At 38.0% G+C, this 26,568-nt stretch carries 33 protein-coding genes and 2 pseudogenes; 20 read left to right on the plus strand and 15 right to left on the minus strand.

Annotated features, from left to right (window positions below; genetic code table 11):
- Positions 1-86 precede the first annotated feature (86 nt).
- From purU to VB691_RS02955, 4 genes and pseudogenes are all read left to right on the plus strand, one after another.
- Positions 87-941: a formyltetrahydrofolate deformylase gene (purU, locus tag VB691_RS02945; RefSeq protein WP_323290169.1), complete on the plus strand. Its 855-nt coding sequence runs from the start codon at positions 87-89 to the stop codon at positions 939-941.
- A 119-nt stretch (positions 942-1,060) separates the two neighbouring features.
- Positions 1,061-1,768, plus strand: coding sequence for a 1-acyl-sn-glycerol-3-phosphate acyltransferase (locus VB691_RS02950; RefSeq protein WP_323289974.1), 708 nt, complete (start codon positions 1,061-1,063; stop codon positions 1,766-1,768).
- A gap of 342 nt (positions 1,769-2,110) precedes the next feature.
- Entirely contained in the window at positions 2,111-2,194 is an 84-nt protein-coding gene (locus tag VB691_RS25790) for a helix-turn-helix domain-containing protein (RefSeq protein WP_416244661.1), read from the plus strand.
- Positions 2,191-3,159: pseudogene (locus VB691_RS02955) on the plus strand (RNA-guided endonuclease InsQ/TnpB family protein); the annotation flags it as partial. The gene VB691_RS25790 and the pseudogene VB691_RS02955, both read left to right, overlap by 4 nt.
- 13 nt (positions 3,160-3,172) lie before the next feature.
- Here VB691_RS02955 and VB691_RS02960 read toward each other — a convergent pair.
- The gene (locus tag VB691_RS02960) at positions 3,173-4,255 is read right to left on the minus strand and encodes a PIN/TRAM domain-containing protein (RefSeq protein ID WP_323289975.1); all 1,083 of its coding nucleotides are present in this window, start codon (positions 4,253-4,255) and stop codon (positions 3,173-3,175) included.
- A gap of 187 nt (positions 4,256-4,442) precedes the next feature.
- Between VB691_RS02960 and hemW the strand changes: the two genes are divergently transcribed.
- The 7 genes from hemW to VB691_RS02995 all read left to right on the plus strand — a co-directional run bounded on the left by hemW (position 4,443) and on the right by VB691_RS02995 (position 9,641).
- A complete protein-coding gene (gene hemW / locus VB691_RS02965; protein ID WP_323289976.1) occupies positions 4,443-5,684 on the plus strand; it encodes a radical SAM family heme chaperone HemW in 1,242 nt (413 codons plus the stop codon).
- A gap of 127 nt (positions 5,685-5,811) precedes the next feature.
- A complete protein-coding gene (locus tag VB691_RS02970; protein ID WP_323289977.1) occupies positions 5,812-6,681 on the plus strand; it encodes a fatty acid desaturase family protein in 870 nt (289 codons plus the stop codon).
- A gap of 154 nt (positions 6,682-6,835) precedes the next feature.
- On the plus strand, positions 6,836-7,801 hold the full coding sequence (locus VB691_RS02975; RefSeq protein ID WP_323289978.1) for a deoxyhypusine synthase family protein: 966 nt from the start codon (positions 6,836-6,838) through the stop codon (positions 7,799-7,801).
- 110 nt (positions 7,802-7,911) lie between these two features.
- The gene (locus VB691_RS02980) at positions 7,912-8,394 is read left to right on the plus strand and encodes a flavin reductase family protein (RefSeq protein WP_323289979.1); all 483 of its coding nucleotides are present in this window, start codon (positions 7,912-7,914) and stop codon (positions 8,392-8,394) included.
- A 66-nt stretch (positions 8,395-8,460) separates the two neighbouring features.
- Positions 8,461-8,811: a phenylpyruvate tautomerase MIF-related protein gene (locus tag VB691_RS02985; protein WP_323289980.1), complete on the plus strand. Its 351-nt coding sequence runs from the start codon at positions 8,461-8,463 to the stop codon at positions 8,809-8,811.
- A gap of 403 nt (positions 8,812-9,214) precedes the next feature.
- Positions 9,215-9,442, plus strand: coding sequence for a type II toxin-antitoxin system HicB family antitoxin (locus VB691_RS02990; RefSeq protein WP_323289981.1), 228 nt, complete (start codon positions 9,215-9,217; stop codon positions 9,440-9,442).
- 1 nt (position 9,443) lies between these two features.
- Positions 9,444-9,641 carry a type II toxin-antitoxin system HicA family toxin gene (locus tag VB691_RS02995; protein ID WP_323290170.1) on the plus strand — a complete coding sequence of 66 codons (198 nt, stop codon included), beginning with the start codon at positions 9,444-9,446 and terminating at the stop codon, positions 9,639-9,641.
- Between the two features lie 114 nt (positions 9,642-9,755).
- Here the strand turns inward: VB691_RS02995 and VB691_RS03000 are convergent.
- A pseudogene (locus VB691_RS03000) lies at positions 9,756-10,175 on the minus strand (AAA family ATPase); the annotation flags it as partial.
- 244 nt (positions 10,176-10,419) lie between these two features.
- On the opposite strand from VB691_RS03000, the gene bchI reads away from it, so the two are divergent.
- Positions 10,420-11,496 (plus strand): magnesium chelatase ATPase subunit I, encoded by a 1,077-nt coding sequence (bchI, locus tag VB691_RS03005; protein ID WP_323289982.1) that lies wholly within the window; start codon positions 10,420-10,422, stop codon positions 11,494-11,496.
- Between the two features lie 64 nt (positions 11,497-11,560).
- On the opposite strand, the gene VB691_RS03010 is transcribed toward bchI, so the two are convergent.
- The 3 genes from VB691_RS03010 to VB691_RS03020 form a co-directional block, all read right to left on the minus strand.
- Positions 11,561-12,637, minus strand: a complete 1,077-nt coding sequence (locus VB691_RS03010) for a hypothetical protein (protein ID WP_323289983.1) — start codon at positions 12,635-12,637, stop codon at positions 11,561-11,563.
- Between the two features lie 82 nt (positions 12,638-12,719).
- Positions 12,720-13,793: an AI-2E family transporter gene (locus VB691_RS03015; RefSeq protein ID WP_323289984.1), complete on the minus strand. Its 1,074-nt coding sequence runs from the start codon at positions 13,791-13,793 to the stop codon at positions 12,720-12,722.
- A 63-nt stretch (positions 13,794-13,856) separates the two neighbouring features.
- Positions 13,857-14,753, minus strand: a complete 897-nt coding sequence (locus tag VB691_RS03020; protein WP_323289985.1) for a glycosyltransferase family 2 protein — start codon at positions 14,751-14,753, stop codon at positions 13,857-13,859.
- Between the two features lie 227 nt (positions 14,754-14,980).
- On the opposite strand from VB691_RS03020, the gene VB691_RS03025 reads away from it, so the two are divergent.
- The 4 genes from VB691_RS03025 (at position 14,981) to VB691_RS03040 (ending at position 17,094) form a co-directional block, all read left to right on the plus strand.
- Positions 14,981-15,100 (plus strand): photosystem II protein Y, encoded by a 120-nt coding sequence (locus VB691_RS03025; RefSeq protein WP_323289986.1) that lies wholly within the window; start codon positions 14,981-14,983, stop codon positions 15,098-15,100.
- A 150-nt stretch (positions 15,101-15,250) separates the two neighbouring features.
- Entirely contained in the window at positions 15,251-15,943 is a 693-nt protein-coding gene (pyrF, locus tag VB691_RS03030) for an orotidine-5'-phosphate decarboxylase (RefSeq protein WP_323289987.1), read from the plus strand.
- A complete protein-coding gene (locus VB691_RS03035) occupies positions 15,940-16,476 on the plus strand; it encodes a hypothetical protein (protein WP_416244617.1) in 537 nt (178 codons plus the stop codon). The genes pyrF and VB691_RS03035 overlap by 4 nt, the downstream gene beginning before the upstream one ends.
- Before the next feature lie 3 nt (positions 16,477-16,479).
- Complete coding sequence (locus VB691_RS03040; RefSeq protein WP_323289988.1) at positions 16,480-17,094, plus strand: DUF938 domain-containing protein; 615 nt, start codon at positions 16,480-16,482, stop codon at positions 17,092-17,094.
- Positions 17,095-17,118: 24 nt separating this feature from the next.
- Here the strand turns inward: VB691_RS03040 and VB691_RS03045 are convergent, their stop codons facing one another.
- From VB691_RS03045 to VB691_RS03060, 4 genes are read right to left on the minus strand one after another with little or no spacing between them, the layout of a single operon-like run.
- Positions 17,119-17,559: a PIN domain-containing protein gene (locus VB691_RS03045; RefSeq protein WP_323289989.1), complete on the minus strand. Its 441-nt coding sequence runs from the start codon at positions 17,557-17,559 to the stop codon at positions 17,119-17,121.
- Complete coding sequence (locus VB691_RS03050) at positions 17,559-17,816, minus strand: prevent-host-death family protein (RefSeq protein ID WP_323289990.1); 258 nt, start codon at positions 17,814-17,816, stop codon at positions 17,559-17,561. Before VB691_RS03050 ends, VB691_RS03045 begins: the two co-directional genes overlap by 1 nt.
- A gap of 60 nt (positions 17,817-17,876) precedes the next feature.
- Positions 17,877-18,197: a hypothetical protein gene (locus VB691_RS03055; RefSeq protein ID WP_323289991.1), complete on the minus strand. Its 321-nt coding sequence runs from the start codon at positions 18,195-18,197 to the stop codon at positions 17,877-17,879.
- A 21-nt stretch (positions 18,198-18,218) separates the two neighbouring features.
- Entirely contained in the window at positions 18,219-18,671 is a 453-nt protein-coding gene (locus VB691_RS03060) for a hypothetical protein (RefSeq protein WP_323289992.1), read from the minus strand.
- 215 nt (positions 18,672-18,886) lie between these two features.
- Here VB691_RS03060 and VB691_RS03065 point away from each other — a divergent pair, with 215 nt between their 5' ends.
- Together VB691_RS03065 and VB691_RS03070 are read left to right on the plus strand one after the other, a co-directional pair.
- Positions 18,887-19,165 (plus strand): hypothetical protein, encoded by a 279-nt coding sequence (locus VB691_RS03065; protein WP_323289993.1) that lies wholly within the window; start codon positions 18,887-18,889, stop codon positions 19,163-19,165.
- Between the two features lie 36 nt (positions 19,166-19,201).
- On the plus strand, positions 19,202-20,227 hold the full coding sequence (locus tag VB691_RS03070; RefSeq protein WP_323289994.1) for an ABC transporter permease: 1,026 nt from the start codon (positions 19,202-19,204) through the stop codon (positions 20,225-20,227).
- 78 nt (positions 20,228-20,305) lie between these two features.
- Here VB691_RS03070 and VB691_RS03075 read toward each other — a convergent pair whose 3' ends face one another.
- The 3 genes from VB691_RS03075 to VB691_RS03085 form a co-directional block, all read right to left on the minus strand.
- Positions 20,306-20,533 carry a hypothetical protein gene (locus VB691_RS03075; RefSeq protein ID WP_323289995.1) on the minus strand — a complete coding sequence of 76 codons (228 nt, stop codon included), beginning with the start codon at positions 20,531-20,533 and terminating at the stop codon, positions 20,306-20,308.
- 68 nt (positions 20,534-20,601) lie between these two features.
- On the minus strand, positions 20,602-20,865 hold the full coding sequence (locus VB691_RS03080) for a hypothetical protein (RefSeq protein ID WP_323289996.1): 264 nt from the start codon (positions 20,863-20,865) through the stop codon (positions 20,602-20,604).
- A gap of 68 nt (positions 20,866-20,933) precedes the next feature.
- Positions 20,934-21,251, minus strand: a complete 318-nt coding sequence (locus VB691_RS03085; RefSeq protein ID WP_323290172.1) for a hypothetical protein — start codon at positions 21,249-21,251, stop codon at positions 20,934-20,936.
- 179 nt (positions 21,252-21,430) lie between these two features.
- Here VB691_RS03085 and VB691_RS03090 point away from each other — a divergent pair, with 179 nt between their 5' ends.
- Positions 21,431-23,173, plus strand: coding sequence for an ABC transporter substrate-binding protein (locus tag VB691_RS03090; RefSeq protein WP_416244663.1), 1,743 nt, complete (start codon positions 21,431-21,433; stop codon positions 23,171-23,173).
- A gap of 44 nt (positions 23,174-23,217) precedes the next feature.
- Here the strand turns inward: VB691_RS03090 and VB691_RS03095 are convergent, their stop codons facing one another.
- The 3 genes from VB691_RS03095 to VB691_RS03105 form a co-directional block, all read right to left on the minus strand.
- Positions 23,218-23,676: a hypothetical protein gene (locus tag VB691_RS03095; RefSeq protein WP_323289998.1), complete on the minus strand. Its 459-nt coding sequence runs from the start codon at positions 23,674-23,676 to the stop codon at positions 23,218-23,220.
- 75 nt (positions 23,677-23,751) lie between these two features.
- Positions 23,752-24,852: a Holliday junction branch migration DNA helicase RuvB gene (gene ruvB / locus VB691_RS03100; protein WP_323290173.1), complete on the minus strand. Its 1,101-nt coding sequence runs from the start codon at positions 24,850-24,852 to the stop codon at positions 23,752-23,754.
- 38 nt (positions 24,853-24,890) lie between these two features.
- Positions 24,891-25,637, minus strand: coding sequence for a creatininase family protein (locus tag VB691_RS03105; RefSeq protein ID WP_323289999.1), 747 nt, complete (start codon positions 25,635-25,637; stop codon positions 24,891-24,893).
- Positions 25,638-25,733: 96 nt separating this feature from the next.
- Here VB691_RS03105 and VB691_RS03110 point away from each other — a divergent pair, with 96 nt between their 5' ends.
- Positions 25,734-26,492, plus strand: a complete 759-nt coding sequence (locus tag VB691_RS03110) for a response regulator transcription factor (protein WP_323290000.1) — start codon at positions 25,734-25,736, stop codon at positions 26,490-26,492.
- Positions 26,493-26,568: the final 76 nt, after the last annotated feature.

Consider the following 26,568-nt stretch of genomic DNA (forward strand, 5'->3'; position numbering starts at 1 on the left):
CCCCAAAAAATATCAAGAACTTAAAAAGATTTAGCATAGTTATAAAAATTAGTTATAATAGAAAAAACAAGATGATTTCAATTAGTATGAATGGGCCAACCGCTACTTTACTGATTTCCTGTCCCGATCAACAAGGGTTAGTGGCAAAATTTGCTAATTTTATTTATGCTAATGGTGGCAATATTATCCATGCGGATCAACATACAGATTTTGAGGCCGGCTTATTTTTAGCCCGCATTGAGTGGCAATTAGAGGGATTTAATTTATCTCGTGATATGATTGCTCCGGCCTTTGCTGCCATTGCTAAACCCTTACAAGCAGTTTGGGATATTCATTTTTCGGATACCATTCCTCGCCTAGCTTTATGGGTAACAAAACAAGACCATTGTTTACTTGATTTACTCTGGCGATGGCAAGCCAAAGAACTACCGGCCGAGATCGCTTTAATTATTAGTAATCATCAAAAGTTAGAAGCGATCGCTCAACAATTTGGCCTCGATTTTCACCATCTTTCCATCAACAAAGAGAATAAAATTCAACAAGAAGCAAGACAATTAGAACTCTTACGACAAGAGAGGATTGATTTAATTGTCCTCGCCAAATATATGCAAATTCTCACCCCAGAATTCATCCATCATTTTCCCAATGTTATTAATATTCATCACTCATTTCTTCCTGCCTTTGCTGGGGCCAACCCTTACCACCGGGCCCATGAAAGAGGGGTAAAAATTATTGGAGCAACGGCCCATTTTGTCACTGCTGATTTAGATGAAGGGCCAATTATTGAACAGGATGTGGTTAGAGTTTCCCATCGAGATACCATTGCTGATTTAACTCGTAAAGGAAAAGACTTAGAACGGGTTGTTTTAGCCAGGGCCGTGCGTCTACACTTACAACATCGGGTCTTAGTTTATGGTAATCGTACTGTGGTATTTGCCTAAGATCTTGACACCCCATCAACTGTCCTGATTTAGCAAGACATCAACCTAAACCAGAGTTTATAGTGTAGCTACAATGAACCCTATTTTTTCCCGATTTTTGCTTGCGTTTTGCCAGATTTATGACTCAATCTACTCTATCTAGCCATCAAGTTAAATCCCGAATTTCCCCTTGGTTAATTCGTCTCGCCTATCCCTTAGGATATTGGCTCATAATGCCCTCGTTTTTTGGTCGCCTCACCATTACAGGACAAGAAAATATCCCTAAAACCGGGCCAGTAATTGTGGCCCCAACCCATCGTTCCCGTTGGGATGCCTTGGTAATTCCCTATACCCTTGGCCGCTGGGTGAGTGGTCGAGATTTGCGGTTTATGGTGACATCAAGTGAAATCACAGGCATTCAGGGCTGGTTTATTCGGCGTTTAGGCGGTTTTCCTATCGATGTAAACCATCCCGCCATGAGTAGTTTAAGGCATAGCGTGGAAGTTCTAAAACTTGGGGAAATGTTGGTGATTTTTCCTGAAGGGGGGATTTTTCGAGATACTCAGATTCATCCCTTAAAACGAGGTGTGGCCCGCATTGCCTTAGAAGTAGAGTCTCAACAACCTGGTTGCGGGGTGAAAATTCTGCCAGTAAGCATCCAATACAATCAACCCTATCCCAGTTGGGGAAGCGATGTTACAGTTAATATTGGCCCTCCCCTTGATGTGGCTGCCTATGATACCCAAGGGATGAAAAGTAATTCAGAAAAGCTAATTCATGATTTAGAAACCAGTTTGAAGGGGTTACATGAAGGGGAAACCTCATCCCAACAAATGGCGATCGCTTAGGGTTATCAAGCATGGGACGTTCAAAATTCCTGTTTTTAAGTAGGAGTTTTGAACGATTTAACTTAGATGTCGGGCTAAGTCCCGCCCTATAAACGAGCGGGGTGCATACTTCGACCCTTCGGCAAGCTCAGGGCAACGCAAGCTCAGCACAAGTCGAACCACAGGCTTCGGCCGTGAGCTCAGCGTTCGACTGAGCGCTCACGCCGAAGTCCGAACGGTGAGTACCCGCAATGTTTTAGCGTCGGGATACAGCCCGACCAATATATTAACGTGCAAAGCACAACCTCGTCCGATAAATTTATGTTGCCACATTGCTTATGGTATGGTAAAGTAGATTATATGATGATTCTAAACTACTCATACCGAATCTACCCTGACAGTAAGCAAACAGAAATGTTAGATGAATGGCTTGAAATTTGTCAATGAAGTCTTTACTATTTCCTCAGTTTAGAAGCAACCCTTTGACGGGGTGGCAAATAAACTTACCAAAACTAGGAAAAGTTCAGATAAATCTTCATCGTCCTATTCCTGATGGTTTTGTGATCAAACAGGTAAGAGTTCTCAAAAAAGCCAAAGGATGGTTTGCTGTTATTAGCATTCAATCCGATATGTCTTTGCCTGAAGTTGAGACTCCTTATGGACATCCGTTAGGTTTGGATGTCGGGATAACTAAAATCATTGCTACTTCTGACGGCTTTGTTGAGAAAGGGCGTAAATTCTTCAAAACCGAACAACGTAAGCTGAAATTGCTACAACATCGGTTGGCAAAGAAAAATAAGCGTTCTAATAATTACGATAAAGCCAGAAAAAAAGTAGAAAAACAACATAATCATATTGCCTTTAAGCGCAAAGATTACCATTTCAAATTAGCTCATCAAGTTTGTGATATGGGAGATTCTATCTTCATGGAAGATATTGACTTTCGCATCATGGCTAAGGGTTTTTTAGGCAAACATACTCTTGATGCTGGTTTTGGACAATTTAGGGATATCCTGAAATACGTCTGTAAGGTAAGGGGTAAATACTTCGGATTAGTTGACCACAAAGGAACTAGCCAGACTTGCTCTAATTGCAGGTCATCGTCACGAAAAACCCTTGCTGATAGAATTCATGATTGTCCTGAATGCCATTATCAATGCGATAGGGATGTGTCCTCTGCCCAAGAAATTTGTAATCGAGGCATAGAAACTACTACCCTGGGACTCAGGGGAAAGGAAACCGTCTGTCAAGTCGAGGTGTCGGGGGTGATGAGCCTAGATAACTGGCGTAGGGGAGCCACTGCGGTCTTGGGGTCTCCCCAAGTAGAGCAAGTGGCGTGTACTACACCTCTGTGGGCAGAAATATCTCAATGTGAATTGGGAAGCCCGCGCTATACTGCTCTTAGCAGTTAGCGTCGGGAGGATGTCACGAGGAAGCAACCACTGACTGAGGTTTAGCAAAAATCATCCGGCCAGCAGAAGTTTGGAGGGCAGAAGTAACCACAACCCTTAACTCTCCACCTAAATAGTCTTTCCCTTCTTCTACCACTACCATTGTCCCATCTTGCAGATAACCGATCCCTTGAGTGGGTTCTTTCCCAGGTTTAAGAATTTTGAGGTCTAAGGTATCTCCAGGTAAATAAATGGGACGAATGGCCTGAGCGATATCATTGACGTTGAGAATGGTCACTTTTTGCAGATTGGCCACCTTGCTCAAATTATAATCATTGGTTAATAGGGTGCCATTGATTTCTTGAGCAAGATGGACTAATTTCGCGTCAACAGTGGAAATATCTTCATAATCAGCAGAATGGATCACAATACGTTTAGGAAAAGCTTCTTGCATACGGTTGAGGATATCTAACCCCCGTCGTCCCCTAACCCGTTTTTGATCATTACTCGCATCAGCTAATTGTTGTAACTCCTGTAACACAAACTGAGGAATCAAAATTTGTCCTTCAATAAACCCCGTGTCTAGGAGTTGTTCAATGCGACCATCAATAATACAGCTAGTATCCATAACTTTCGTTGAGGCCGCTTGTAAAGTTCCTTCGGCCACTAATAAGGTTTCAATACTGTTAGGGTTAATCAGTCGTAAAAACGTGCGTCCGTGAGTATCGGCTAAACTAATTCCCATGAAAGAAAAGATCACACTTCCCAAAATAGCAGTCATCGGTTTGATAAAAGCAAACTCTTTGGGAATGGGAAGCAGGAAAATTGGGGCTAACATCAGATTAGCAATTAACAGGCCAATGACTAATCCTACAGCCCTTGTTAAAATGACTTCAATGGGAGTCGTCCGAATTCTTGTCTCTAAACGACGATAGGTGGTTTGAGCAACTAAACCCAGGGCCAAACCAAGAATTGAGGTAAAACCGGCCCCTAACCACCGTAAAGCATCAATATTGGAGATTTGCGCTTGAACCCCTAAAGGTAGCAAATCTACACTATCAAAACCGACTCCGGCGGCTGCTAGGATAAATATGAGGATAATAATGGCATCAATCATAATTTCTGTCTTAATCAATATTGTGGGAGTCCAGAGGAAAAATTAGTAAAGTTTCGCCACAAGCTCCAAATGATTCCTTATTATAACCTTTTGATTGGCTCTTATTTGTTATCAACTCGTTTGTTCCTATTTTAGTTACAGAAATTCAGTAATTTTAATTATATTGTTAATCTTTCCTCCATCTTTTATGGAAACAATAATTCCTTCCTCCGCTTATCTTCATATCCCTTTTTGTCGTCGTCGCTGTTATTATTGTGATTTCCCTATTTCTGTTTTGGGGGATAAAACTGATATTAATACATCCCTCTCTATTCAAAACTATGTGGATGTTTTGTGTAAAGAAATTCAAGTGACACCCTCTGATAATGTTCCCTTAAAAACGGTTTTCTTTGGTGGGGGAACGCCTTCCTTATTATCCCCTGTTTATTTGGAGAAGATTTTAACAACTCTAGATCAATATTTTGGGATTAACTCTGATGCAGAAATTTCTTTAGAAATGGACCCTGGAACTTTTACATTACAACAATTACAGAGCTATAAAAATCTAGGAGTTAATCGATTTAGTTTGGGAGTTCAAGTGTTTCAGGACGAATTATTAGAAAAATGTGGTCGCTTTCATCGTCTTCAAGATATTGAGAATGCTATTGATTTAATTCATCAAGTTAATATTGATAATTTTAGTTTGGATTTGATTTCTGGTTTACCTTATCAAACTTTAGAAACTTGGCAATATTCCTTAGAAAAAGCGATTAAAATTAATCCAAAACATCTTTCTTGTTATGATTTGGTTTTGGAAAGTGTGACTGCTTTTGGCAAACAATATAAACCGGGTAAATTTCCTTTACCTAATGATGAAATGGCGGCTCAAATGTATAGTTTGACTCAGCAAATATTAACGAATGCAGGATATGAACATTATGAGATTTCTAATTATGCAAAATCCGGTTATCAATGTCTTCATAATCGAGTTTATTGGGAAAATAAGCCCTATTATGGTTTTGGTATGGGGGCAGCAAGTTATACAAATAAACAGAGATTTACTCGACCTCGCACTCGTCAAACTTATTATGATTGGGTTGAGGAATTATTAAAATCAGGTTATTCTATTGATAGTCCTTATTTGACCAATCTTGATTATTTACTCGAAACTTTTATGTTGGGATTTAGATTACATGAAGGGATTGATTTGTCAAGTATATCAAACAAGTTTGGACAAATAATTATTGAAAAAATTTACAATATTTTATTACCATATACTCAACAAAATTGGGTTGAATTTATTGATGAAAATGGCAAGATAATCAATAAAATTAATAATAATAACTGGCAAGAATCAGCGAAAATTCGTCTAACTGATCCCGATGGATTTTTAGTATCTAATACAATTTTAGCTACCTTGTTTGAGGAATTTGAGCAAAACAGTAGATAATAAGTTGAATTCTTAAAAAATTCTATAAAATATCTCAAAAAGCCTCGATGCTTGCTAATCTAATTTAGGATAATAATTGAAACTAATTGCTCTCACTTACTCGTACTTTTCAATACATAACACATTCATGGCAAGCCAAGCAAGTAAATTTGTTGAACGGAGTCACTACCGAGGTTTTTTAGCCTTACTTAAAGATTGGGGTGCGATTTTTTTATTGGCCGCATTAAGTATTAAATTGAATAATATATTTGCTTACCTGATAACTATTTGGATAATTGGGGCTTTTCAATTTGCCATTGGAGAATCTTTAATTCATGAAGCGTCTCACTACAATCTTTTTAAAATTAAATCATGGAATGAAAATTTAGAGTTTTTATATGCACTTCCCTTTTTTCAAACAATTTCTCAATATCAAGCTGCTCATGTTCCCCATCATCAATATTTAGGCAAAAAAGGAGATCATTTGGTAGAAGATTATGAGGAGTGGGGATTATCCCAATCTTTTCCTAATTTATGGTTAATTTGGTTTGTTAAACCAATTCTGGGATTTGCTGTCTTCACCCACTTAGCAACCCTCAAATTTTCTGGCTTTAAAACTGTGATAAAATTGGTTTGTTTTTGGCTTCCAATTAGTTTATTGTTTTATTTCTATAATCACCTTGATTGGTTAATACTTTATTGGTTTGTTCCATTTATTTGGTGTTTTACCAGTTACTTATATTGGTCAGAAATTGAAGATCACTATCAGACTATTTCGGGAACTCGTTCAAATTTAAGTATGCTCAATAATTTTCTTAGTCATAATAATGGCTATCACTACGCCCATCATTTTTGTCCCACTATTCCCTGGTATAAATTGCCGGAAGCTCATCGAGAATTATGTTCCGATAACCCCGATATTTCTTATGGATTTTTAGATACTTATAAACAAATGAAAATGAGAACAAATCAGACAGACTATGACTCAGCAGAAATTAGTTCAACAATGGATAATTAATAATTGTCAATTATCCATTGTCAATTATCCATTGATAATTTAGACACGACCGAAAATCACGTACCAGGAGGACTGGATTTTAGTCAAGTTGTCTATCTGATGCAAAAAGTCGTAAATGCTGGTAAAATAATTATATGATTTTCAGAAACTTGTGATGAATACTAGACACTTTATGCAGCGCAATTTCCGCCATTTTAACGCAGCAGCTTGTCGAGATGCCGCAGAAGGGTGGGTTAAGCATTTACAGGCAGGAAATAAAATGTTAGTAACCCTAGCTGGTGCAATGAGTACCGCTGAGTTAGGCATTTCTTTAGCTGAAATGATTCGCGCTGATAAAGTGCATGGAATTTGTTGCACTGGGGCTAATTTAGAAGAAGATATCTTTAATTTAGTGGCTCATAATCACTACAAAAGAATTCCCAATTATCGTTATCTTACTACGGAAGATGAAAAAATTTTATTAGATCATGGATTAAATCGGGTAACAGATACCTGTATTCCTGAAGAAGAAGCCATGAGAAAAATCGAAAGTCATCTCTTAAGATTATGGCAAAAAGCTGATCTCTCAAATCAAAGATTTTTCCCTTATGAATATACCTATCAACTACTAGAAAGTGGTATCTTAAAAGATGAATATCAAATTGATCCCAAAGATTCTTGGGTGATTGCTGCTTGGCAAAAAGGACTAAAGATTTTTACTCCTGGATGGGAAGATTCTACCCTCGGCAATATGTTTGTTTCCCAAGTTATTAAAGGAAATATTAGTGATACAAATATCATGAAAAGTGGGCTAGAACAAATGCAAATGTTAGTTAAATGGTATCAAGAAAATACTCAAAATGGTTCCCTTGGTTTCTTTCAAATTGGGGGAGGAATTGCCGGAGACTTTCCTATTTGTGTTGTTCCCTTGATTCAACAAGATTTAAAACTTCCTTGTAAATTATGGGGTTACTTTGCTCAAATTAGTGACTCTACCACCTCCTATGGTTCCTATAGTGGTGCTGTTCCCAATGAAAAGATTACTTGGGGTAAACTAGATATAGATACCCCAAGCTACGTTATTGAATCAGATGCGACCATTGTTGCACCCTTGATTTTTAACTATGTGTTAGAAAGTTGAACTGACTTTTTGATATCATGAGAACTAAAGGCGATCGCCTTTTCAGAGATTAACCAAAACCTGGTAAAATCAGAATTAATTTGTTAATAAAACTCAGGAGAAAAATTACCTTGTTAGACGAAACAGCAAAAAAAACAATGTTACGGAAGATCCCTCATGGACTCTATATTTGTGGGGTTAAAGATGGGGAAAACTTAAATGGGTTTACTGCAAGTTGGGTAATGCAGTCTTCTTTTGAACCTCCTCTAGTTGTTAATTGTGTCAGAAAAGATTCTGGTTCCCATGAAATGATCAAAAAAAGTGGTGTTTTTTCCCTAAGTTTCTTAGAAGATGGACAAAAAGAATTAGCAGCCAAGTTTTTTAAACCTAAAAGTCGGGTCGGTAATAAATTTGAAGATGTAGAATTTTATGAAGGAGAAGAAACAGGTTGTCCGATCATTCAAGACTCGTTAGGTTATGTGGAATGTCGCGTTGTAGGTACGGTTGAAAAAGGCGATCATACTGTCTATGTTGGTGAAGTTATTGGTTCAGGAATTCACCGAGAAGGAAACCCCTTAACTCTCGAAAGTACAGGATGGCAATATGGGGGATAATTGTAAAGAATACTTAAATCTACAGCATTTTTTCTTGATGTTTAGACAATCAAAATAGTCTTAATTATGCCATTAATTCAAGTAAAATCGTCAATTTCTCAGCCAGAGTCAAGCACAGTTAAAGACTTACTCAAAACCTTGTCAGTGAAATTAGCAAAACATTTAGGCAAACCAGAATCCTATGTAATGACTGCTTTTGAATCTGATATTTTCATGACTTTTGCTGGTACTTTTGATCCCGTTTGTTATGTTGAAATCAAAAGTATTGGTAACATGAAACCCGAACAAACAAAAGCAATGAGTCAAGATTTTTGTCAAATTATAGAAGATAAACTAGGTGTTGCAAAAAACAGGATTTATCTTGAATTTGCTGATGCTAAAGGTAGTATGTGGGGATGGAATGGTGGGACTTTTTAAAAAAGTGATAAACCCTGAATAATTAATCCCAGATTTGTCTAAGGATAGGAATCAAAAATTATGGTTCCTATCTCTATATCTTTAAATTATCAAATAATTTATTAGCCTAAAATAGAGGGGGGTTGCTTTTTTAGGAACTTTGTGAGAAAATATAAAATATATAGTTCATAATGGGAATATATGCTTTTACGTTTGAGAGTCAATGTTCCCATTATGACACATTGTATCATAAAATTCTCACCTATGGATCACTACAACCAAAAATTTAAGATTTTTTTCAAGATTTACATTTTTGAAGTATCTCTATCTTATCATTTTGAGCCAAAGAATTAACAGAAGAAAACCCCATTAAAACCTGTTCCAAAGCAAGGATTAAATAATTAAATTATTTGAGAGGACAAAAATGAGAGAATTACGCCAGTTTACAGCAATTATTGAACGAGAAAATGATGGCTATGTTTCCGTATGTCCAGAACTAGATATTGCTAGTCAGGGAGCAACGGTAGAAGAAGCGAGGATTAATTTAATTGAAGCCTTAGAGTTATTTTTTGAAACTGCTAGTCCCTCAGAAATTACTCATCGGTTACACAGTGAAGTTTTTATTACTAGGTTGGAGGTAACAGTTGGGTAAATTGAGAGTTTTATCTGCTTTAGAAGTTTGTAAAATTCTGAAAAATCAAGGGTTTATTCAAGTTAGGCAGCGTGGCAGTCATATTATTATGCAAAAGCAAATTAATGACACTACCATTACTGTTCCTATTCCCAACTATAATGAGATTCGTATTGCTTTTAAAACCATTAAGATGATATTCAGTATAATCTCTATTTAAAATAACACTAGCTTGTTTTTTAATTTGATGAGATATATCATCTGATAGGATTCGCATTGAATACCGAATTAGACTTTTCTGTGTTTCTTCTTCAATTTTAGGCACACAAGTTTTAATACCAATAAAAGATACATATCTTTGTGGTCTTCTCATGTATCTAGGCATCCATCTTGTTGTTTCTTTTCTATATTCAGTGTGAAGGTTATCCAATTCTTTTTGTTGATTTCTACAACTATGAATGAGAATAAATTCACTGCCTTGCCAAGTTGAATGAGTTGTTGGTAAGAAGAAATTGCTAAATTGGTAGTTAATACTATTGGGTTCATTTTCTTTAGGCTGATAGCAACAAGCTAAAGCATGAATAAGTGTTGATTTTCCGCAACCATTAGGCCCAAGAATAGCTGTTAAATTATTTTTTGAAAAGTCAATGCTTAAATTTCTGATATTTTTTAATTTGTTTACTTCTAGTTTCAAAATTTTTTGCTGACAAATATTTTTATTAATTGTGGTAAAATCTTGAGTTAAATTAGTCATATTAGAATGCTACTAATGGAAAAAATAAAGATTGAGAGAACTTATTAATATTATTTTAGAATAATTAATCAGTAAATAACTAAAATTTTCAATGATCATTGGTAAATGATCATTTTTCTTCAATCTCCATTACATGAATGCCTTTAAAGGTTTATAGGAGTGGTATCCTATGGCACAATGGGAAAGATTGACCTTGGAACCGATCGCATAGAAAATTTAAAAGAGAACGATCCTAATAACCCAGATGACTGCAACCTTACAAGCACCTCCGAAAACCCGTCGCGTAGTTTTCCCTTTTACGGCCATTGTCGGTCAAGAAGAAATGAAACTGGCCCTACTCCTCAACGTCATTGACCCAAAAATTGGGGGTGTAATGATTATGGGCGATCGCGGCACAGGAAAATCCACCACTATCCGCGCTTTAGCTGACTTACTCCCCGAAATTGAAGTCATTGCTAACGATCCCTTCAATTCTCATCCCACTGACCCCGACATGATGAGCGACACCGCACGTCAACAGTTAGAAGACGGTATTCCCTTCCAAATTGCCCAGAAAAAAGTCATCATGGTAGACTTACCCCTTGGCGCAACAGAAGATCGGGTTTGTGGTACCATTGACATTGAAAAAGCCCTCTCAGAAGGGGTAAAAGCCTTTGAACCTGGTTTGTTAGCCAAAGCCAATCGCGGTATCCTCTATGTAGACGAGGTTAACCTTCTGGATGACCACTTAGTTGATGTGCTGCTAGACTCGGCTGCCAGTGGTTGGAATACCGTCGAAAGAGAAGGTATTTCCATCCGTCACCCGGCCCGCTTTGTCTTAGTTGGGTCAGGAAACCCCGAAGAAGGAGAATTACGGCCCCAACTGCTCGATCGCTTTGGAATGCACGCGGAAATTCACACCGTTAAAGAACCAACCCTAAGAGTTCAAATTGTGGAACAACGCTCCGAATTTGACAGTGAGCCGCAAAAATTCTGTGAAACCTATCAAGCTAAACAAGATGATCTCCAAAATAGCTTAGTCAGGGCGCAAAACCTTCTACCATCCGTTAACATTGACTATGATTTACGGGTCAAAATCTCAGAAGTTTGCTCAGAATTAGATGTAGATGGACTGAGGGGAGATATCGTCACCAACCGCGCAGCAAAAGCATTAACAGCCTTTGAAGGACGTACAGAGGTAACAGTAGACGATATTCGACGAACAATGGTGTTATGTTTACGCCACCGACTGCGGAAAGATCCCCTAGAAACCATTGATTCTGGCTATAAAGTCGAAAAAGCTTTTAATCGTGTGTTTGGCCTAGAAACTCAGGAAAATTAACCCATTTGTAGGGTGGACAATGCCCACCCTACTCAACTTGAATTTTACCTAATGGGGAAGGGGATCAATAGCGCAAAATCAAGGCAATTCGCTGATGAATAGAGAGGGTTCCATCATCCACCATAGCGACATCTCCCCCCTTAGCCAGCACAACTTCGATAATTTCATCTACAGCATCATCCATCACCTCTGTACCGCCTGGTTCATCCACTAACTGAAACTGACCGTCTTCCGTTAAAATCGCTGGTACATGGTAATTTTTTTCAACCAGAAGCAATTTACCTCGACCTTCCTGAGCGAGTCGCCAGGCTTCCCCGATGGTAGAACCGACGGTTTTGGTTCCCATGGCCGCATCTAAGGACTCTAGTGCATCTTGGCGTTGCTTTTCCCGCGCAGATTGTACAATCGGCCACACATCAGGGAGCAATTCAGATAGTGTCGCTTTATCAAAATTGCCCGTCAAAGTTCCTGCGATCGCATTCGTATATTGGGAAACTTCCTGAAAAAAGGATATTTGTCGAACGACCCCACCGACAATCAACAGGGGTGATTCATCCTCAACATAGGACGTAAATGCTCTATCTACCTGTTGAAAAAAGCGACGATGCCGATCATCTACATAACTCGAATCAGCGTCGTAAGGAATCGTTTCTGTAGCTCCAGGCCCAGTCATAGGCATTGGGAAGTTTTCGTCTTGAACTTCCTCTAAGGTTTCCCCAGTGCCAGCTAGTAAGCGGGTAGAGGCTTGACTTAAGAGAAAAACCCAATAAGATTGGGAGCGATGCAAACCATAAACTAAATCTCGTGTTGCAAAGGTTTTATCAATGATTACCCGTGGGGGGACAGAAAAAGGGAAGTAATAAATCTTGCCAAAGTCATGACTAACAAATATTGCCAAACCATCCAATGTATAGCGATAGTCAATTTCGTTGACAAGGGTTTCCAATCTATTGAGTAAAGGTTCTAATTCGCGGACAGAAAATTCTTCCTTCAGCCGATTTGTTGCCTCATCAACCAGATTTTTAACCAGAATGGGATCTTTTTTGTTATCAGGGGATGTCCGATGGGTGGGTAATAAAATGGAAAGAGCGGGAATCTTGACCAAAGACTGTAATTGTTTAAGATCTCGACGAGTGATCATGAATATTGCCTATCCGGTTTTAAATTGAATTCAAGTTTATCATTTCACCTTGAATATTCTATGTTTTTTGAGAAAGGAAAGCTCAATTTTCACCATCAGAAACACTTGAGACGGGTGAAGACTCAAAATTAACCCAGGCCATGATTAACTCATAACCCAGACTGAGGATGACTGGGCCAATAAATAAACCCAAAATTCCATGGGCTAAAGTTCCCCCAAGAACCCCAATTAAAATAATAACTGTGGGGACAGGTAATCCTTGAGCCATTAAAATTGGTTTGAGGATATTATCAACTAAGGTTGTCGGAATCATCCAGAGAGTGAACAATAATGCGCTCATGGTACCCATGGTTGACCAAGCAAAGATGATGGTGGGAAACACCACTAAACCCGGCCCGATCTGAACAATAGCTAAAATTAAACAGAGAAGGGTTAATAAGCCAGCAAAGGGAATTTGAGCGACTATCAAACCAAGGCCAATGAGAAGACTTTGTAAGATAGCAACCCCAATGATGCCACGAGTCACCCCGCGAATGGTAGCTGTGGCCAGTTGCAAAAACCCTTGACCTTGTTTCGGGGTCAACCTTAACACAATCTGACTCAGCCGACGGTTTAAACCCTCAGCATTGATCATCAGTAATCCAGCAAGGATAATAGAGACGATAAACTTCAGTAGAACTAGACCAATATTAGCGGCTAAGAAGATCAGGTTTTTCGCTAAAGCCTCAATTTGTGGCTGAAATCGACTTAATACTGCTCCTAAGTTAACTGATGCTGATTGCCAAATATTATTGACCCATTGCCCAATAAAGGGCCAAGTAGCGACACCTTCGGGGGGAGGCGGAACACTGAATTTACCTGCCCCTAGGCTATTGGCGAAGGTATCAACATTACTGACAAAAACAGTGGCCATCACACTTACTGGGCCAATAATAACAGCCACCCCCATTAAGGCGAGAATCGTCCCGGATAATTTTCCCTGTCCCCCTAAACGAGCTTTCAGCCATAAGAATAGGGGAAATATGGCGATCGCTAGAATGATTCCCCAGAGAATAATTTCGATAAAGGGACGCAGGAGAATAAAGCACCAAACAAATAACAAGCCTATAAAAAAGAGCTTGATGATCAGATCGAGAACATTAAAACGATTTTCCATAAATTTAATTTTTTGGGTATAAATATCCCCAAAAATAACCTTAAATTGTCTCGAATAATTGATTTACAAAGATAAAGATTCTGATTGATTAGAAGGTTCTTCAGTATTAGGATATTTCAGGGAATTAGGATAGGATGACTCTAGATTAGTCTCCCGTAATTCATCAACTTTTAAGAGGATGAGATATTCATAAAAAGCTTGTAAGGTACACCAAGCAAAACCAGCTTTGCCGTCTAAAATGCCCCCTAAAATAAAATACATATAAAACCAACGAATAATCGGACGAAAAGGCATTCTTAGGGATAAATCTTTGAGGGCCCGTCGTCGTTCAACCTCACTAGACCCAAAGAATAATTTTTTCCAATTAACCCCTCCTTGTTGTAATTGATAAAGGGTTTCTTTAGCCTCATCAGTAGAATAACGATTATGTTTTTCTATCCAACGACTTAACCCTTTACCACAGGTATAATGAGGATAGGTTTCTTTGAGAAAACTCACAGGGCCGCTATAAACTTCCCTTTCCGTGTGGCCATAATCTCCAAACCAGACCTTTCCTTTTTCAAACAAACGCATTTGATAACGGGGATATTGGGTACTGCGACGAATCCATTTACCCATAAAAATGACCCGTTCTGCCACATAATAACCCACCGCTTCTTTGCTTTGACTTGCGGCGACACATTCAGCGAATAATTCAGGGGTCATGCGTTCGTCTGCTTCGAGAATATAAACCCAGTTATTTTTGGTGGGGATATTTTTCAACATCCAGGTTCGTTGTTTCCCGTGACTTTCAAATTTATGTTGAATAATTTGAACCGGATAACCAGAGGCAATTTCTACAGTGCGATCGCTGCTAAAGGAATCAACGACAATAATATCATCCGAGAGGGAAAGGGCGGACTCAATACACTCCGCAATATCCACTTGTTCGTTATAGGTGAGGATGTAAATAGAGATCATTAATGGTATGGCCCAAGATAATTAAGCTTAAGGGTTGGTTTTAAAACATTTTACTGACAATCAGTCTATAAGCTAGTGTATCAAGGTATTTAAAGTTTGTCTCCAATTTCCCATCGATGTTTTCCATCCTTAACAGAAAAGCTAGAAATTTGCGCCTTGGTGGTAATATGGATTTAATAAAATTTTCAACAAAGTTCCATAACAATTAACAAGAGGAAACTAGAAAGATGGATTGGCGCGTTTTAGTCGTTGTTGCTCCCCTTCTCATTGCCGCTAGTTGGGCAGCTTTTAATATTGCCGCTGCTGCTATTGGACAAGTTCAAAAGTTTCTCAGCAAAGAAAGCTAATTTTCAAGCATTAAGAAGCGTTTGAGGGGAGGTTAAACCGTTGTCAGTCCCTAGACTAACAACCGGAAACTTCCCTTTTTCAGTTTTTTGTAGGGGCAATTCATAAATTACCCCTACAGATATCCTTTATATGTAAGTCCTAAAGTTTTTATGAAACCCGCCGATCGCCTGATTGTTCCCTTAGATGTCCCTACCCAAGAAGCGGCGATCGCCCTGATTGATCAACTTCCTCAAGTGACGTTTTGGAAAGTTGGCTTAGAATTATTTGTCGCTGCTGGCCCCAATATTCTGAAACATCTCAAAGATCGTCAAAAACGCATTTTTTTAGACCTAAAATTTCATGATATCCCCAACACTGTGGCCGGGGCCTGTCGTTCGGCCAGTCACTATGGGGTAGACTTACTCACTCTCCACGCAACGGCCGGTCAAAACGCCTTAAAAGCGGCAAGAGAAGCCATTGCTGACAGTCCCTCCCCCCCTCAATTATTAGCCATTACTCTCCTCACCAGTCTTAATTCACGGGATTTAGCTTTTGACCTCAAAGTTCCCCTAGAACTCCCTGAATACGCCCTACAGATGGCTTTATTAGCCAAAGAATGCGGCATTCATGGGGCGGTGTGTTCTCCTCATGAAGTCAGTCAACTTAGACAAGTCTGTGGCAAAGATTTTGTTTTAGTCTGTCCTGGGGTTCGTCCGACTTGGGCCCAAGCAGGAGATCAGCGACGGGTGATGACTCCCCAAAAAGCCCTAGAAGCGGGAGCAGATTACCTAGTTATTGGTCGTCCGATTACAATGGCAGATGATCCTGTTATGGCGTGGGAACGTATCATCAACGAACTATGAAACCTTGGCTGTTAGGACTGTTATTACTGCTTAATCTGATCATGGGGGAAAGGGTTGATGCTGAAAATAAAATTATCAGGCTGGCCTGTCCTTCGGATCTTGAAACCCTCATGACCTTGATGTTAAAAGATTTACCCAGTTATGCCAACCGCGTGACTCAACGGGCCAGACGAGGCGATCGCACTGTTGATGCTTATAATCATGTCATTATTGCAGGTAGACCGGAATTTGAGCCTTTACCCCTAACTAATTTACAATATCAGCCTGTTTTAGCTGATCAGACTCAGCAGGTGTTTTTTACAACTTTAGAAAGGCAATATAGTCGAGAGGAAGCAATTGAGTTACAAAATTATTATTGGTTATTTTTGACCCCAAGTTCTGATGGTTGGCGATCGGTGTTACTCTTTTCTCAGTTGGCAGATTTACAACAAGGTGATCCGCCTTTACCTCCCCAAGATGCCAGTAATGGTGCGATCGGTCAAGCAATTAGTCTTTGGTTAAAAGATTGTCGTGCAGGAGTTTTAACACAATAAATTATGAATGATTTTAAACAATTTGCCCCCGCAACTCAACGCAACCGTGAAGCTATTTTAGAAGTCTTATTAAGGGTTCTTCCCCCATCAGGAAATATCCTAGAAATTGCCAGCGGAACGGGAGAACATTCTATTTTTTTTGCCCCTGCTTTACATCCTCGTCACTGGATACCTTCTGATCCTAATCAGATGTTAAGGGATAGTATTGAAGCTTGGCGACAAGAATTTCCTACGGATAATCTTCATTCTCCCCTTAATATTAATGCTCAAGATTCTGTTTGGGAAGTTGAACAACAAAAGATTAATATTGCAGCAATTGTTAATATTAATATGATTCATATTTCTCCTTGGTTAGCTTGTTTAGGACTGATGCAAGGGGCAGGCCGTTTATTGTCATCAGGGGGGATTTTATATTTATATGGCCCCTATAAACAAGGGGGAAAACATACCGCACCAAGCAACCAATCTTTTGATCAATCTTTACAAAGTCAAAATCCAGAATGGGGAGTTCGTAACTTAGAAGATGTGGTTACTGTTGCTCAAAATCAAGGGTTAATCTTTAAAGAGATGATAACAATGCCCGCTAATAATTTATCCGTGATTTTTGAGAAGCTATAGTTCTTATTTATGGACTTAATATTATCATAATTCGTGGAAGAAAATTTCAATATTTTTAGTTTTCCATGTAGCAATACCTATGCCAAAGAAATCTTGATCCTCTGTCCAAATAGGACAGCCAAAAGCAAGAGCTAATGCAACAATTGGCCAATCTTTTTCATCCCTTTCTCTAATGCGACTTAACGCTTCTTCCTTAAAATCTCTATAAATATCTTCTTCTATTTCACTAACAACTTGTTTTAGCTTATTGAGAGTTTTTAATATCTCCTGTTCTTCCGTGGGACTTATATGACGTTTTCGAGCAATATTAGGGATATGAAAAATAACTTCACGATAACAAATTTGTGGTGTACAAAAAAGTACCTTTCCTCTATTTTCAGCGATCAGAGAAAAAGTCTTTATTACTAGAACTGCACGAATAAGAATATTGGCATCCAGAACAATAATTTTTGTTTGCTTGGTCATTAATCACTCTGTTTTCTCAAGCTCTGAAAATCAGCCACAATATCATCTTCACTCAGTCCTTTTCCAGCTAAAATATGACTGAGTTTGAGAACAGCTTGACGTAAAGACTCTATATCTTTTTTCTGTGGTTGAGTAGGAATATAGTAACCAATTGTTTCCCCATGAGAAGTTAAAGCAATCGGTTCCTGATTTTCTTTGGTATACTTGTATAAGTTTGTGCTAAACTCATTCATCCCAACTGATTCAATACTTGACATATAGCTTAATCTCTAATATGTACACACAATTACATGATAACAAAATATCCTCTAAGCTATTTATTGAGTTTTATAAACTAAACTTTTTGTCACTAATTCCCCTAAAGACATTTGGGATAATTCAAGGAAATCATGACCAAGTTTGGTTAAAAAGTCAATTAAAATTTGCTGTAATTGATGCTGATGAGAAGATTCACTTTCAGCCAGTTCTATTTTAACTCGCTGTTTTTCAGGGATTAATTTTAACAATCGACCTTCACAATCATAAGCAAGATATCCAGGAATATCAATACTTTCCAGATAGGATTCAGCGATTTTAATTGACTCAAAAATTAAAACATCTCCCTGATCATAAATCACAACGGGGGTTTTAATGTTCATCAATGATGGTTAATGGGTTAGTTAATAAACAAATATTGCACCAGTTTTTTGTAAATTAAAGGTACGATGACCAAAGAAATTAGGTGCTGCTTTTTCAATCGTTACGGTGACAATATTATCAGCAGTGACATCAATATTAAACTTGAGGGTAAAGGGAGTTTCTGGATTAGGTGGAGTAAGGGTATAAACAACAATATAAGCAGAGTTACCAAAATTTTTGAGGATTCCCGTTTCCCCTGGAGATAGGGTATCAGGATTAACAAATTCTACGTCAGTTAAATCATATTCTAAAGATAATTCAGTTTTATTAATCAGTTTAACTTCGACGGGTTTTTTAGGATCAAATCGTGCCACAGGTTGCCAAAAACCAGGTTGATAAGTTTCAGCCGGGGGATCTTGTGCCATAATTGAAATTGGCACAGTCAAGGTAACGGTACTCAGAATAGTTACGAAACCTAAATAAGCTGCTTTCATTGATATCCTTTGCTCATTAAATTCACACCAATAGCTAATAGTTTAACACAAATGCTAAATTAACATTCGTGTCAAATAGAAAAATTTATGGTAAAACTATAGAGGAATGTAATTTATCTACTCAAGCTTAAAATTTTTTAATATCCTATTTTCAGAAAATAAGTAATCATTGAAATTATTAACGCTGTCAACTTTCCCCAGAGGAAACCGCTTTTATGTCCTCAGATTCAAATAAAGATGAATTTTTCTACCCTCATGGTCGTTACTATGGGGAAGTTAAACCAGAAAATTTGGTTTTTAACGCTAACTTACAGGAATTTGCCCAACGAGTTAGCTATATTTGTAATCTAGAAACTGCTGGCAAAATTAAATCAGAACAAGCTTATAAACAAATTAAAGACCTTTGGAAACAAATTAAACTCTCTAAACGAGAATTAGGCATTGGAGAAAATCTATTTGAGTCCGATAGTGACGATGAGCCACCAACCCCTTAAAATAAGAACCAAATTTGGTATTTTACATAACCGCTAATGTCCCGTTCTAAAGCCATACAATATTATCTCCTAGCCCGTCTCTTGTTGGCCCCCCTTATGGTGTGGACAATTGTTACTTTGGTGTTTTTGCTGCTGCGGGCGACTCCTGGTGATCCAGCAGACGCAATTCTGGGAAACCGCGCCCCTGAAGCCACAAAAGAAGCTTTAAGGGAAAGTTTAGGCTTAAATGAACCCCTGTGGCTGCAATATATCACCTATCTCGGACAATTACTGAGTTTGAATTTAGGAACGTCCATTACCAGTCAAGGACAGTCGGTTTGGGAAATTATTGCCCAACATTTTCCGGCCACTGCTGAACTGACCTTTTATAGTATGATTATTGCCATCGTTATTGGGGTGAGTCTGGGTATTCTCTCCGCTTCTCGTCCGAATACTGCAATTGATGTGGGTGGGCGATTATTTGGCATTATTACCTATTCTTTACCCATTTTTTGGGTTGGAATGTTGTTCCAATTAATTTTTGCCGTCCAGTTACGTTGGTTTCCTTTGGGAACTCGTTTTCCCCTTGACCAAGTTTCCCCCAATGGACTAACCGGAATTTATACTATTGATAGCTTATTTAGTGGCAATTTGGGGCAATTTTTTACCGCCATTTATTATTTAATTCTACCTTGTTTTACCTTGGGATTATTATTAAGTGGAATTTTTGAACGAATGGTTAGGGTAAACCTTAAACAAACCTTACAAGCTGATTATGTAGAGGCAGCAAGGGCAAGAGGTATCCCCGAAAGACGAATTTTATTGGCTCATGCTTTGAAAAATGCTCTAATTCCTGTGATTACTGTCTTAGGATTAACCTTTGCTGCCTTATTAGGGGGCGCAGTCTTAACAGAAGTCACCTTTTCTTGGCCAGGGTTAGGCAACCGTTTATATGAAGCGATCGCAGTGAGAGACTACCCTACGGTGCAAGGAATTATGGTCTTTTTTGGGGGCATTGTTGTCTTTGTCAGTATTTTAATTGACTTAGCTAATGCTTATGTCGACCCGCGAATTCGTTATTGATACTTGATTTTAATGGTTCTACCGAACTTTTTATGCTAAATCAACACCTACATAGCAGGTTCGGTAGAGCCATTTTAATTAACTTTTATTCATTCCCGTCAAATGTTGAAGAATGACATCAATTTTTCCGTCCACTTCGTTGAGTTTTTGCTTAACCTCATCGATATCTTTCTCAAGTAACTCAAAAGCTTCTCCGATCCATCCTTTAGGATCTACTACATTATCTAATTCTTTATACCCATCTTCAAGCTTGCTGAGTCGTCTTTCTAGGGCTGATAATCTTCGGTGAAATTCAAGGTCTGACATCGGTTAAACTCCTAATTAGATATGAGAGGATGTATAATTTGAAAACAATTGAAGACGAATAATTGCCGTTAAGGTTTGAAACTTCCCGCTCTAATTACCCAAGTAATGGAACTACTAATGAGGGCTGTTAAAGCAATGATTACTATCTGTCTCCAGTTTTTTAGTTCTCCAACCTTTTCAGCTAAATCTGGGATTTTTTGGATTATTGGCTGTTGTGCTTGTAATGTAGCTTCAATTCTGGCAATTTGTTCTGATTGTTTATCTATCTTTTGCTCTAATCTAGCTAAAACTTCCTCAAGGGAATAAGTAATGGTAACGGGTTCTTGACTCATGGATTAAACTCCTAATTAGATATGAGAGGATGTATAATTTGAAAACAATTGAAGACGAATAATTACGGTTAAGGTTTGAGACTTCCTCCTCGAATTCCCCAAGTAATTGAACTACTAATGAGGGCTGTTAAAGCAATGATTAATATCTGTCTCCAATTCTTTAGTTCTCCAACCTTTTCAGCTAAGTCTGGAATTTTATCCATAGATGGTTTCCAGTCCTCTAAACGGGTTTCAATTACAGTTAATTGTTTATCAATTCCTGTTAACTGTTCTTTTAAGTCAGCTTGCCCCTTCTCAATACCAGTTAATCTTGTTTCTAGGAGTGTTTGATTACTGATGATCAAATCTTTTAGCTCTTTAATGTCATTATCTGTTACCTTGGACATCATGTTACTCTCCGATTAAATCTATTATTTTGAGATGTTCCTTCGAGGCAATGAGGAGGCTATTTGTATTATATCCTAATTTTCAAAAGCTTATTTGCTTGTTAACATCGTGTTATAGTAGGAATAAATCAACCCTTGGCTAGTTATTAATCATGAAATATTTTGAGACAATAAAAACAATGTATCGTCGTGTATTAAGCTTTATTTTAATCGGTTTATGTGTATTATCATTAACAGCTTGTGCCTCATCTGAGAGTCAAAATCAAGTTGTTTTGTCAGTTTTAAGTGATCCTAAAACCTTTAATGCTGTCTTATCTCAAGAATCTCCTAATGTCTTTGGTTTGACTTATGAGGGACTAATTACCGAAAATCCTTTGACGGCAGAAAAAGAACCAGCTTTAGCAGAATCTTGGGAATTTTCTGATGATAAATTGACCATTATTTTCACCTTAAGAGAAGGATTAAAATGGTCTGATGGTAAGCCTTTAACTGCTGATGATGTTGTTTTTAGTTATAATGATTTATATTTGAATGAGAAAATACCTAATAATTATCGGGATAGTTTTAGAGTTGGCAAAAGTGGAGATTTTCCGACGATTAAAAAATTAGATGATCGACGAATTGAGTTTAAAATTACTGAACCTTTCGCGCCTTTTTTAGACAATGCTAGTATTCCAATTTTACCAGCCCATATATTACGCAAAACGATAGAACAAAAAGATCAAGAAGGAAATCCAGCATTTTTAACAGCTTGGGGGACAGATACACCCCCTGATGAAATTATTGTGAATGGCCCTTATAAACTCAAAGAATATGTTACCAGTCAGCGCATTATTTTTGAGAAAAATCCTTATTATTGGAAAAAAGATGAACAAGAAAAACAACTACCTAATATTAATAGAGTGGTTTGGGCAATTGTTGAATCTACCGATACATCTTTATTACAATTTCGCTCAGGAAGTTTAGACTCAATTAGTGTTACCCCTGAATATTTTTCTCTCTTAAAACAGGAAGAAAATCGCGGAAATTTTACCATTTTCAATGGTGGCCCTGCTTATGGAACAACATTTATGTCTTTAAATTTAAACAAAGGCAAACGAGATGGTAAACCATTAATTGATCCCATTAAATCAGCTTGGTTTAATAACGTCAATTTCAGAAAAGCCATTGCTTATGGTATTGATCGCCCTCGGATTATTAATAATATTTATCGAGGTTTAGGTGGGCCACAAAATACCCAAGAATCTGTGCAATCTCCCTTTTATAATAAATCAGTCAAGGGGTATGATTATGATCCTGAAAAAGCCAAAAAATTGCTTTTACAAGAAGGTTTTAAGTATAATCAAGGGGGCGAATTATTGGATAGTAAAGGAAATCGCGTACAGTTTACCTTAATTACTAATGCAGGGAATAAAATTCGAGAAGCAATGGGGGCCCAAATTAAAGAAGATTTGAGAAAGTTAGGAATGCAAGTAGATTTCAGTCCCTTAGCGTTTAATGTTTTAGTTGATAAACTTAGTAATTCCTTAGATTGGGAGGCACATATTATTGGATTTACAGGAGGAAATGAACCCCATTCACCTAATATTTGGTACACCGATGGTAATTTACATATGTTTAACCAAAAACCCCAAGCAGGAAGTCAACCTATTACCGGACAAGTTTTTGCTGACTGGGAAAAAGAAATTGAAGCTTTATATGTTGCTGGATCTCAAGAATTAGTCCTAGAAAAGCGCAAAGAAATTTATAATGAATCCCAGGAATTAGTCTCAGAATATTTACCCTTTATTTATTTAGTTAATCCTTATTCTTTAGCGGCGGTTAGAAACCGTTTTGACGGGATTCAATATTCACCATTAGGGGGCGCATTCTGGAATATTGAGAAACTTTCGGTAACTGATCTTACTGAGGAACAGAATTAATATTAGGGTTCTAATCTGTTGTAAATTTATAGGGTTTCTTGAACTTAAGCAACAAATAAGAATTCCTGAGAACAATAACCAAATAAATTATGGAGAAAAAAGTCAATGGTTGTTTGTTTAACGAAGCCTTTCGCCACTGCAATTTCCCCAAACTTTAGTTTAAGTTGTTGTTGTTCTTTTAAAATTTGTTGAATTTGCGCCTCATTAATTAGGGCAGCTTGTTTCAAATATTCTCCAATGGGATATTGGGCCCCTTGTTGTAAACAGGTTTTCCATTCTTCGGCAAAAAAATCAACGGTTTCCTGTTTTAACCAACCTCGTAAGGCTAAAATTTCCCCAATGCGCTGCCATTTATGTTCGCTTTTATCCATTAATGCGGTTTGTAATTGAGCAGAATTAATCAGATCCGCTTCTCGCAAAATTTCTCCTAATAAGGGATTCCAATAGGTTTTAGGAATCATGATATGGGGGGCAGAAATAATAATATTAGGGTTAACGTTCATGGAAAAATAAAACAATGCAAAAAGAACTTTTAGGTCAAAGATAAATCAAAACTGTGAATCTGGCTGTGATTTTGATTACAGCAAATCATCAAAAATCGATAACTGTTCTTCTCCGTTTTGGCCTAAGTGTTGATAGGCCGCAGGGGTTACAATTCTTCCCCTTGGAGTACGATTAAGATAACCAATTTGTAATAAATAGGGTTCGTAAACTTCTTCAATGGTTTTGCTGTCTTCTCCCGTAGATGCTGCGATCGCTTCTAACCCGACGGGGCCCCCATTAAATTGATTAATCATAGTTGTTAAAATGAGGCGATCTGTCCAATCTAGTCCTTGGGGATCAACTTGATAAATATCTAAAGCTTCTGCGGCGAATTCTTGCGTAATTGTCTCGAATTTTTTGACTTGAATATAATCTCTAACCCTTCGTAATAAACGGTTAGCAATGCGAGGGGTTCCTCTAGAACGACGGGCAATTTCTTGGGCCCCTTCTTGAGTAATTGATGTGTTTAAAATCTTGGCGGTGCGTAAAATAATTAAGCTTAATTCATCAGGTTCATAAAATTTTAAACGTTGAATTAGTCCAAAGCGATCGCGTAGAGGAGAAGTTAAGGCCCCAACTTTGGTAGTTGCTCCGACTAAGGTAAATTTAGGCAGAGGAATACTACGGATTCTAGCAGCTTGTCCTTTGCCAATGGTAATATCAAGACGGTAGTCTTCCATGGCAGGATAAAGAAGTTCTTCTGTTAAACGGTTAAGGCGATGAATTTCATCAATAAAGAGAATATCTCCTGGTTTAAGATTTACTAATAATCCTGTAATATCTCTTGGTCTTTCTAGAGCAGGAGCAGCCGTTATCTTACAATTAACGCCCATTTCGGAGGCTAAAATTATAGAAATTGTAGTTTTACCCAAGCCAGGGGGCCCATATAATAATAAGTGATCGATGGGTTCATTTCTAGTTTTGGCGGCTCCCATGACAATTGCTAAAATATCTTTAAGATCCCGCTGTCCAATATAATCATTGAAGCAATGAGGACGAATACTTTCTTCTAAGCTATCTTGTTCTCTTTCCGTTACTTTTTGGGAAAGTAACTCTTTATTTTCTCTTTTTACTTCAGGTGATTTTGATGGTTTTTCGGGAGGATTATTAGAAGTTTTAGAACGTTTGATAGCCATCATTTTACAATTATTATCAAAAAATTATAACTTTTATATTAATCAGCATTCAAGAATTTAAGATAACTTTCACTCAACTCTTTAACCGCTAATTCATAGAGTTCTTTCCCATGTTCAGGGGTTGCTAAAGCGGGATTTGATCCCATTCTACCATCAGGATAATGAGCGCGAAAATCTGCTGCTCCATAAATGGGATATCCTGACCCCACATCAGCAGATAAAGGCGCATTTTTAATAGACTCAGGATACACATATTGAGTCAAAGCAACCTCAGAAGGGGTTGCATGGGAACCCTCTTGCTCCCCATATAATTCCTTTGCTTTTTGATAAACAGAACGACACATAAACCAGTTACCAACTTGACAATGAACTTGATCAGCTTTGGCAATTTTTAGCTGAGATAACTGATAATAAGTCTCGGAAAAAGCCGCTTTTAAGGTGGCAATATTGCCCCCATGACCATTAATAAAAAAATAGCGCGTAAACCCCGCTTCAGTTAAACAGGTAAGATAATCAATGATCACCTGAATTAAGGTACTAGGACGTAAACTCATGCTGCCAGGAAAAGCCGTATGATGTAAAGCCATTCCTACATTAATTGTTGGCCCCACTAAGCTATTAGTTGCCTCTCCCACTCCTTTAGCGATCGCCTCTGCACAGATAGCATCTGTTCCAATGAGGCCAGTGGGGCCATGTTGTTCCGTTGAACCAATAGGAATAATGATACCTTGATTGGTTTCTAAATAATGTTCAACTTCTGGCCAGGTACTGAGATGTAATAACATAATCAATTAACATTAATAAAGAATAAAGAAAGTTTTTTACCCAAAATGTCCAATTTTGTTGTATATGTTGGCCTAGAACCAAACTGTTGAGTAATTATGCTGTGTTTTGAAGTGTCTCAAAATTCCCCTAACCCCTCTGTTGTTCAGACTTACCGCATTCTCGTGGTAGAGGATGAAGATGTCATCCGAGATATGATTGTTTTGGCTTTAGAAGATGAAGGTTACGAAGTTGTAACAGCAACAGATGGACGGACTGCCTTAAATTTATTTCAGCAAGACGAAGACAACCCGAACCCAGGACAAATCCGGTTTGATTTGCTGATCTTGGATCTGATGTTACCACAGGTTAACGGCTTAGATATTTGTCGCTTGTTACGTTATCAAGGCAATGTTGTGCCGATTTTAATTCTGAGTGCCAAGGCCAGTGAAACTGATCGGGTTTTGGGGTTAGAAGTGGGGGCCGATGATTATTTAACCAAACCCTTTAGTATGCGGGAATTAGTGGCTCGTTGTCGGGCTTTGATTCGTCGTCAAGGCTTTAATAATGTGTCGTCCGCGCCTGTGCGACATTTCCGGGATATTACCCTATTTAGCGAAGAATGTCGGGTGTTGGTTCGAGGGGAAGAAGTTAACCTTTCTCCCAAAGAATATCGCTTATTAGAGCTATTTCTGAGCTATCCGCGCCGTGTTTGGTCACGGGATCAATTAATTGAACAAATTTGGGGGCCAGATTTTTTGGGGGATACCAAAACCGTTGATGTCCATATTCGTTGGTTACGGGAGAAATTAGAAAAAGATCCCGGTCAACCGCAATATTTAATTACTGTGCGGGGGTTTGGCTATCGTTTTGGTTAAAAAATGATAGTTTAACTCAAGATTTTGGGCTTTCCTCTCTTTGTTATGATAATCTGAAAGACCAAGGAAAAAAGAA

This window comes from Crocosphaera sp. XPORK-15E (assembly GCF_034931425.1).
Taxonomy (GTDB): Bacteria; Cyanobacteriota; Cyanobacteriia; order Cyanobacteriales; family Microcystaceae; genus UHCC-0190.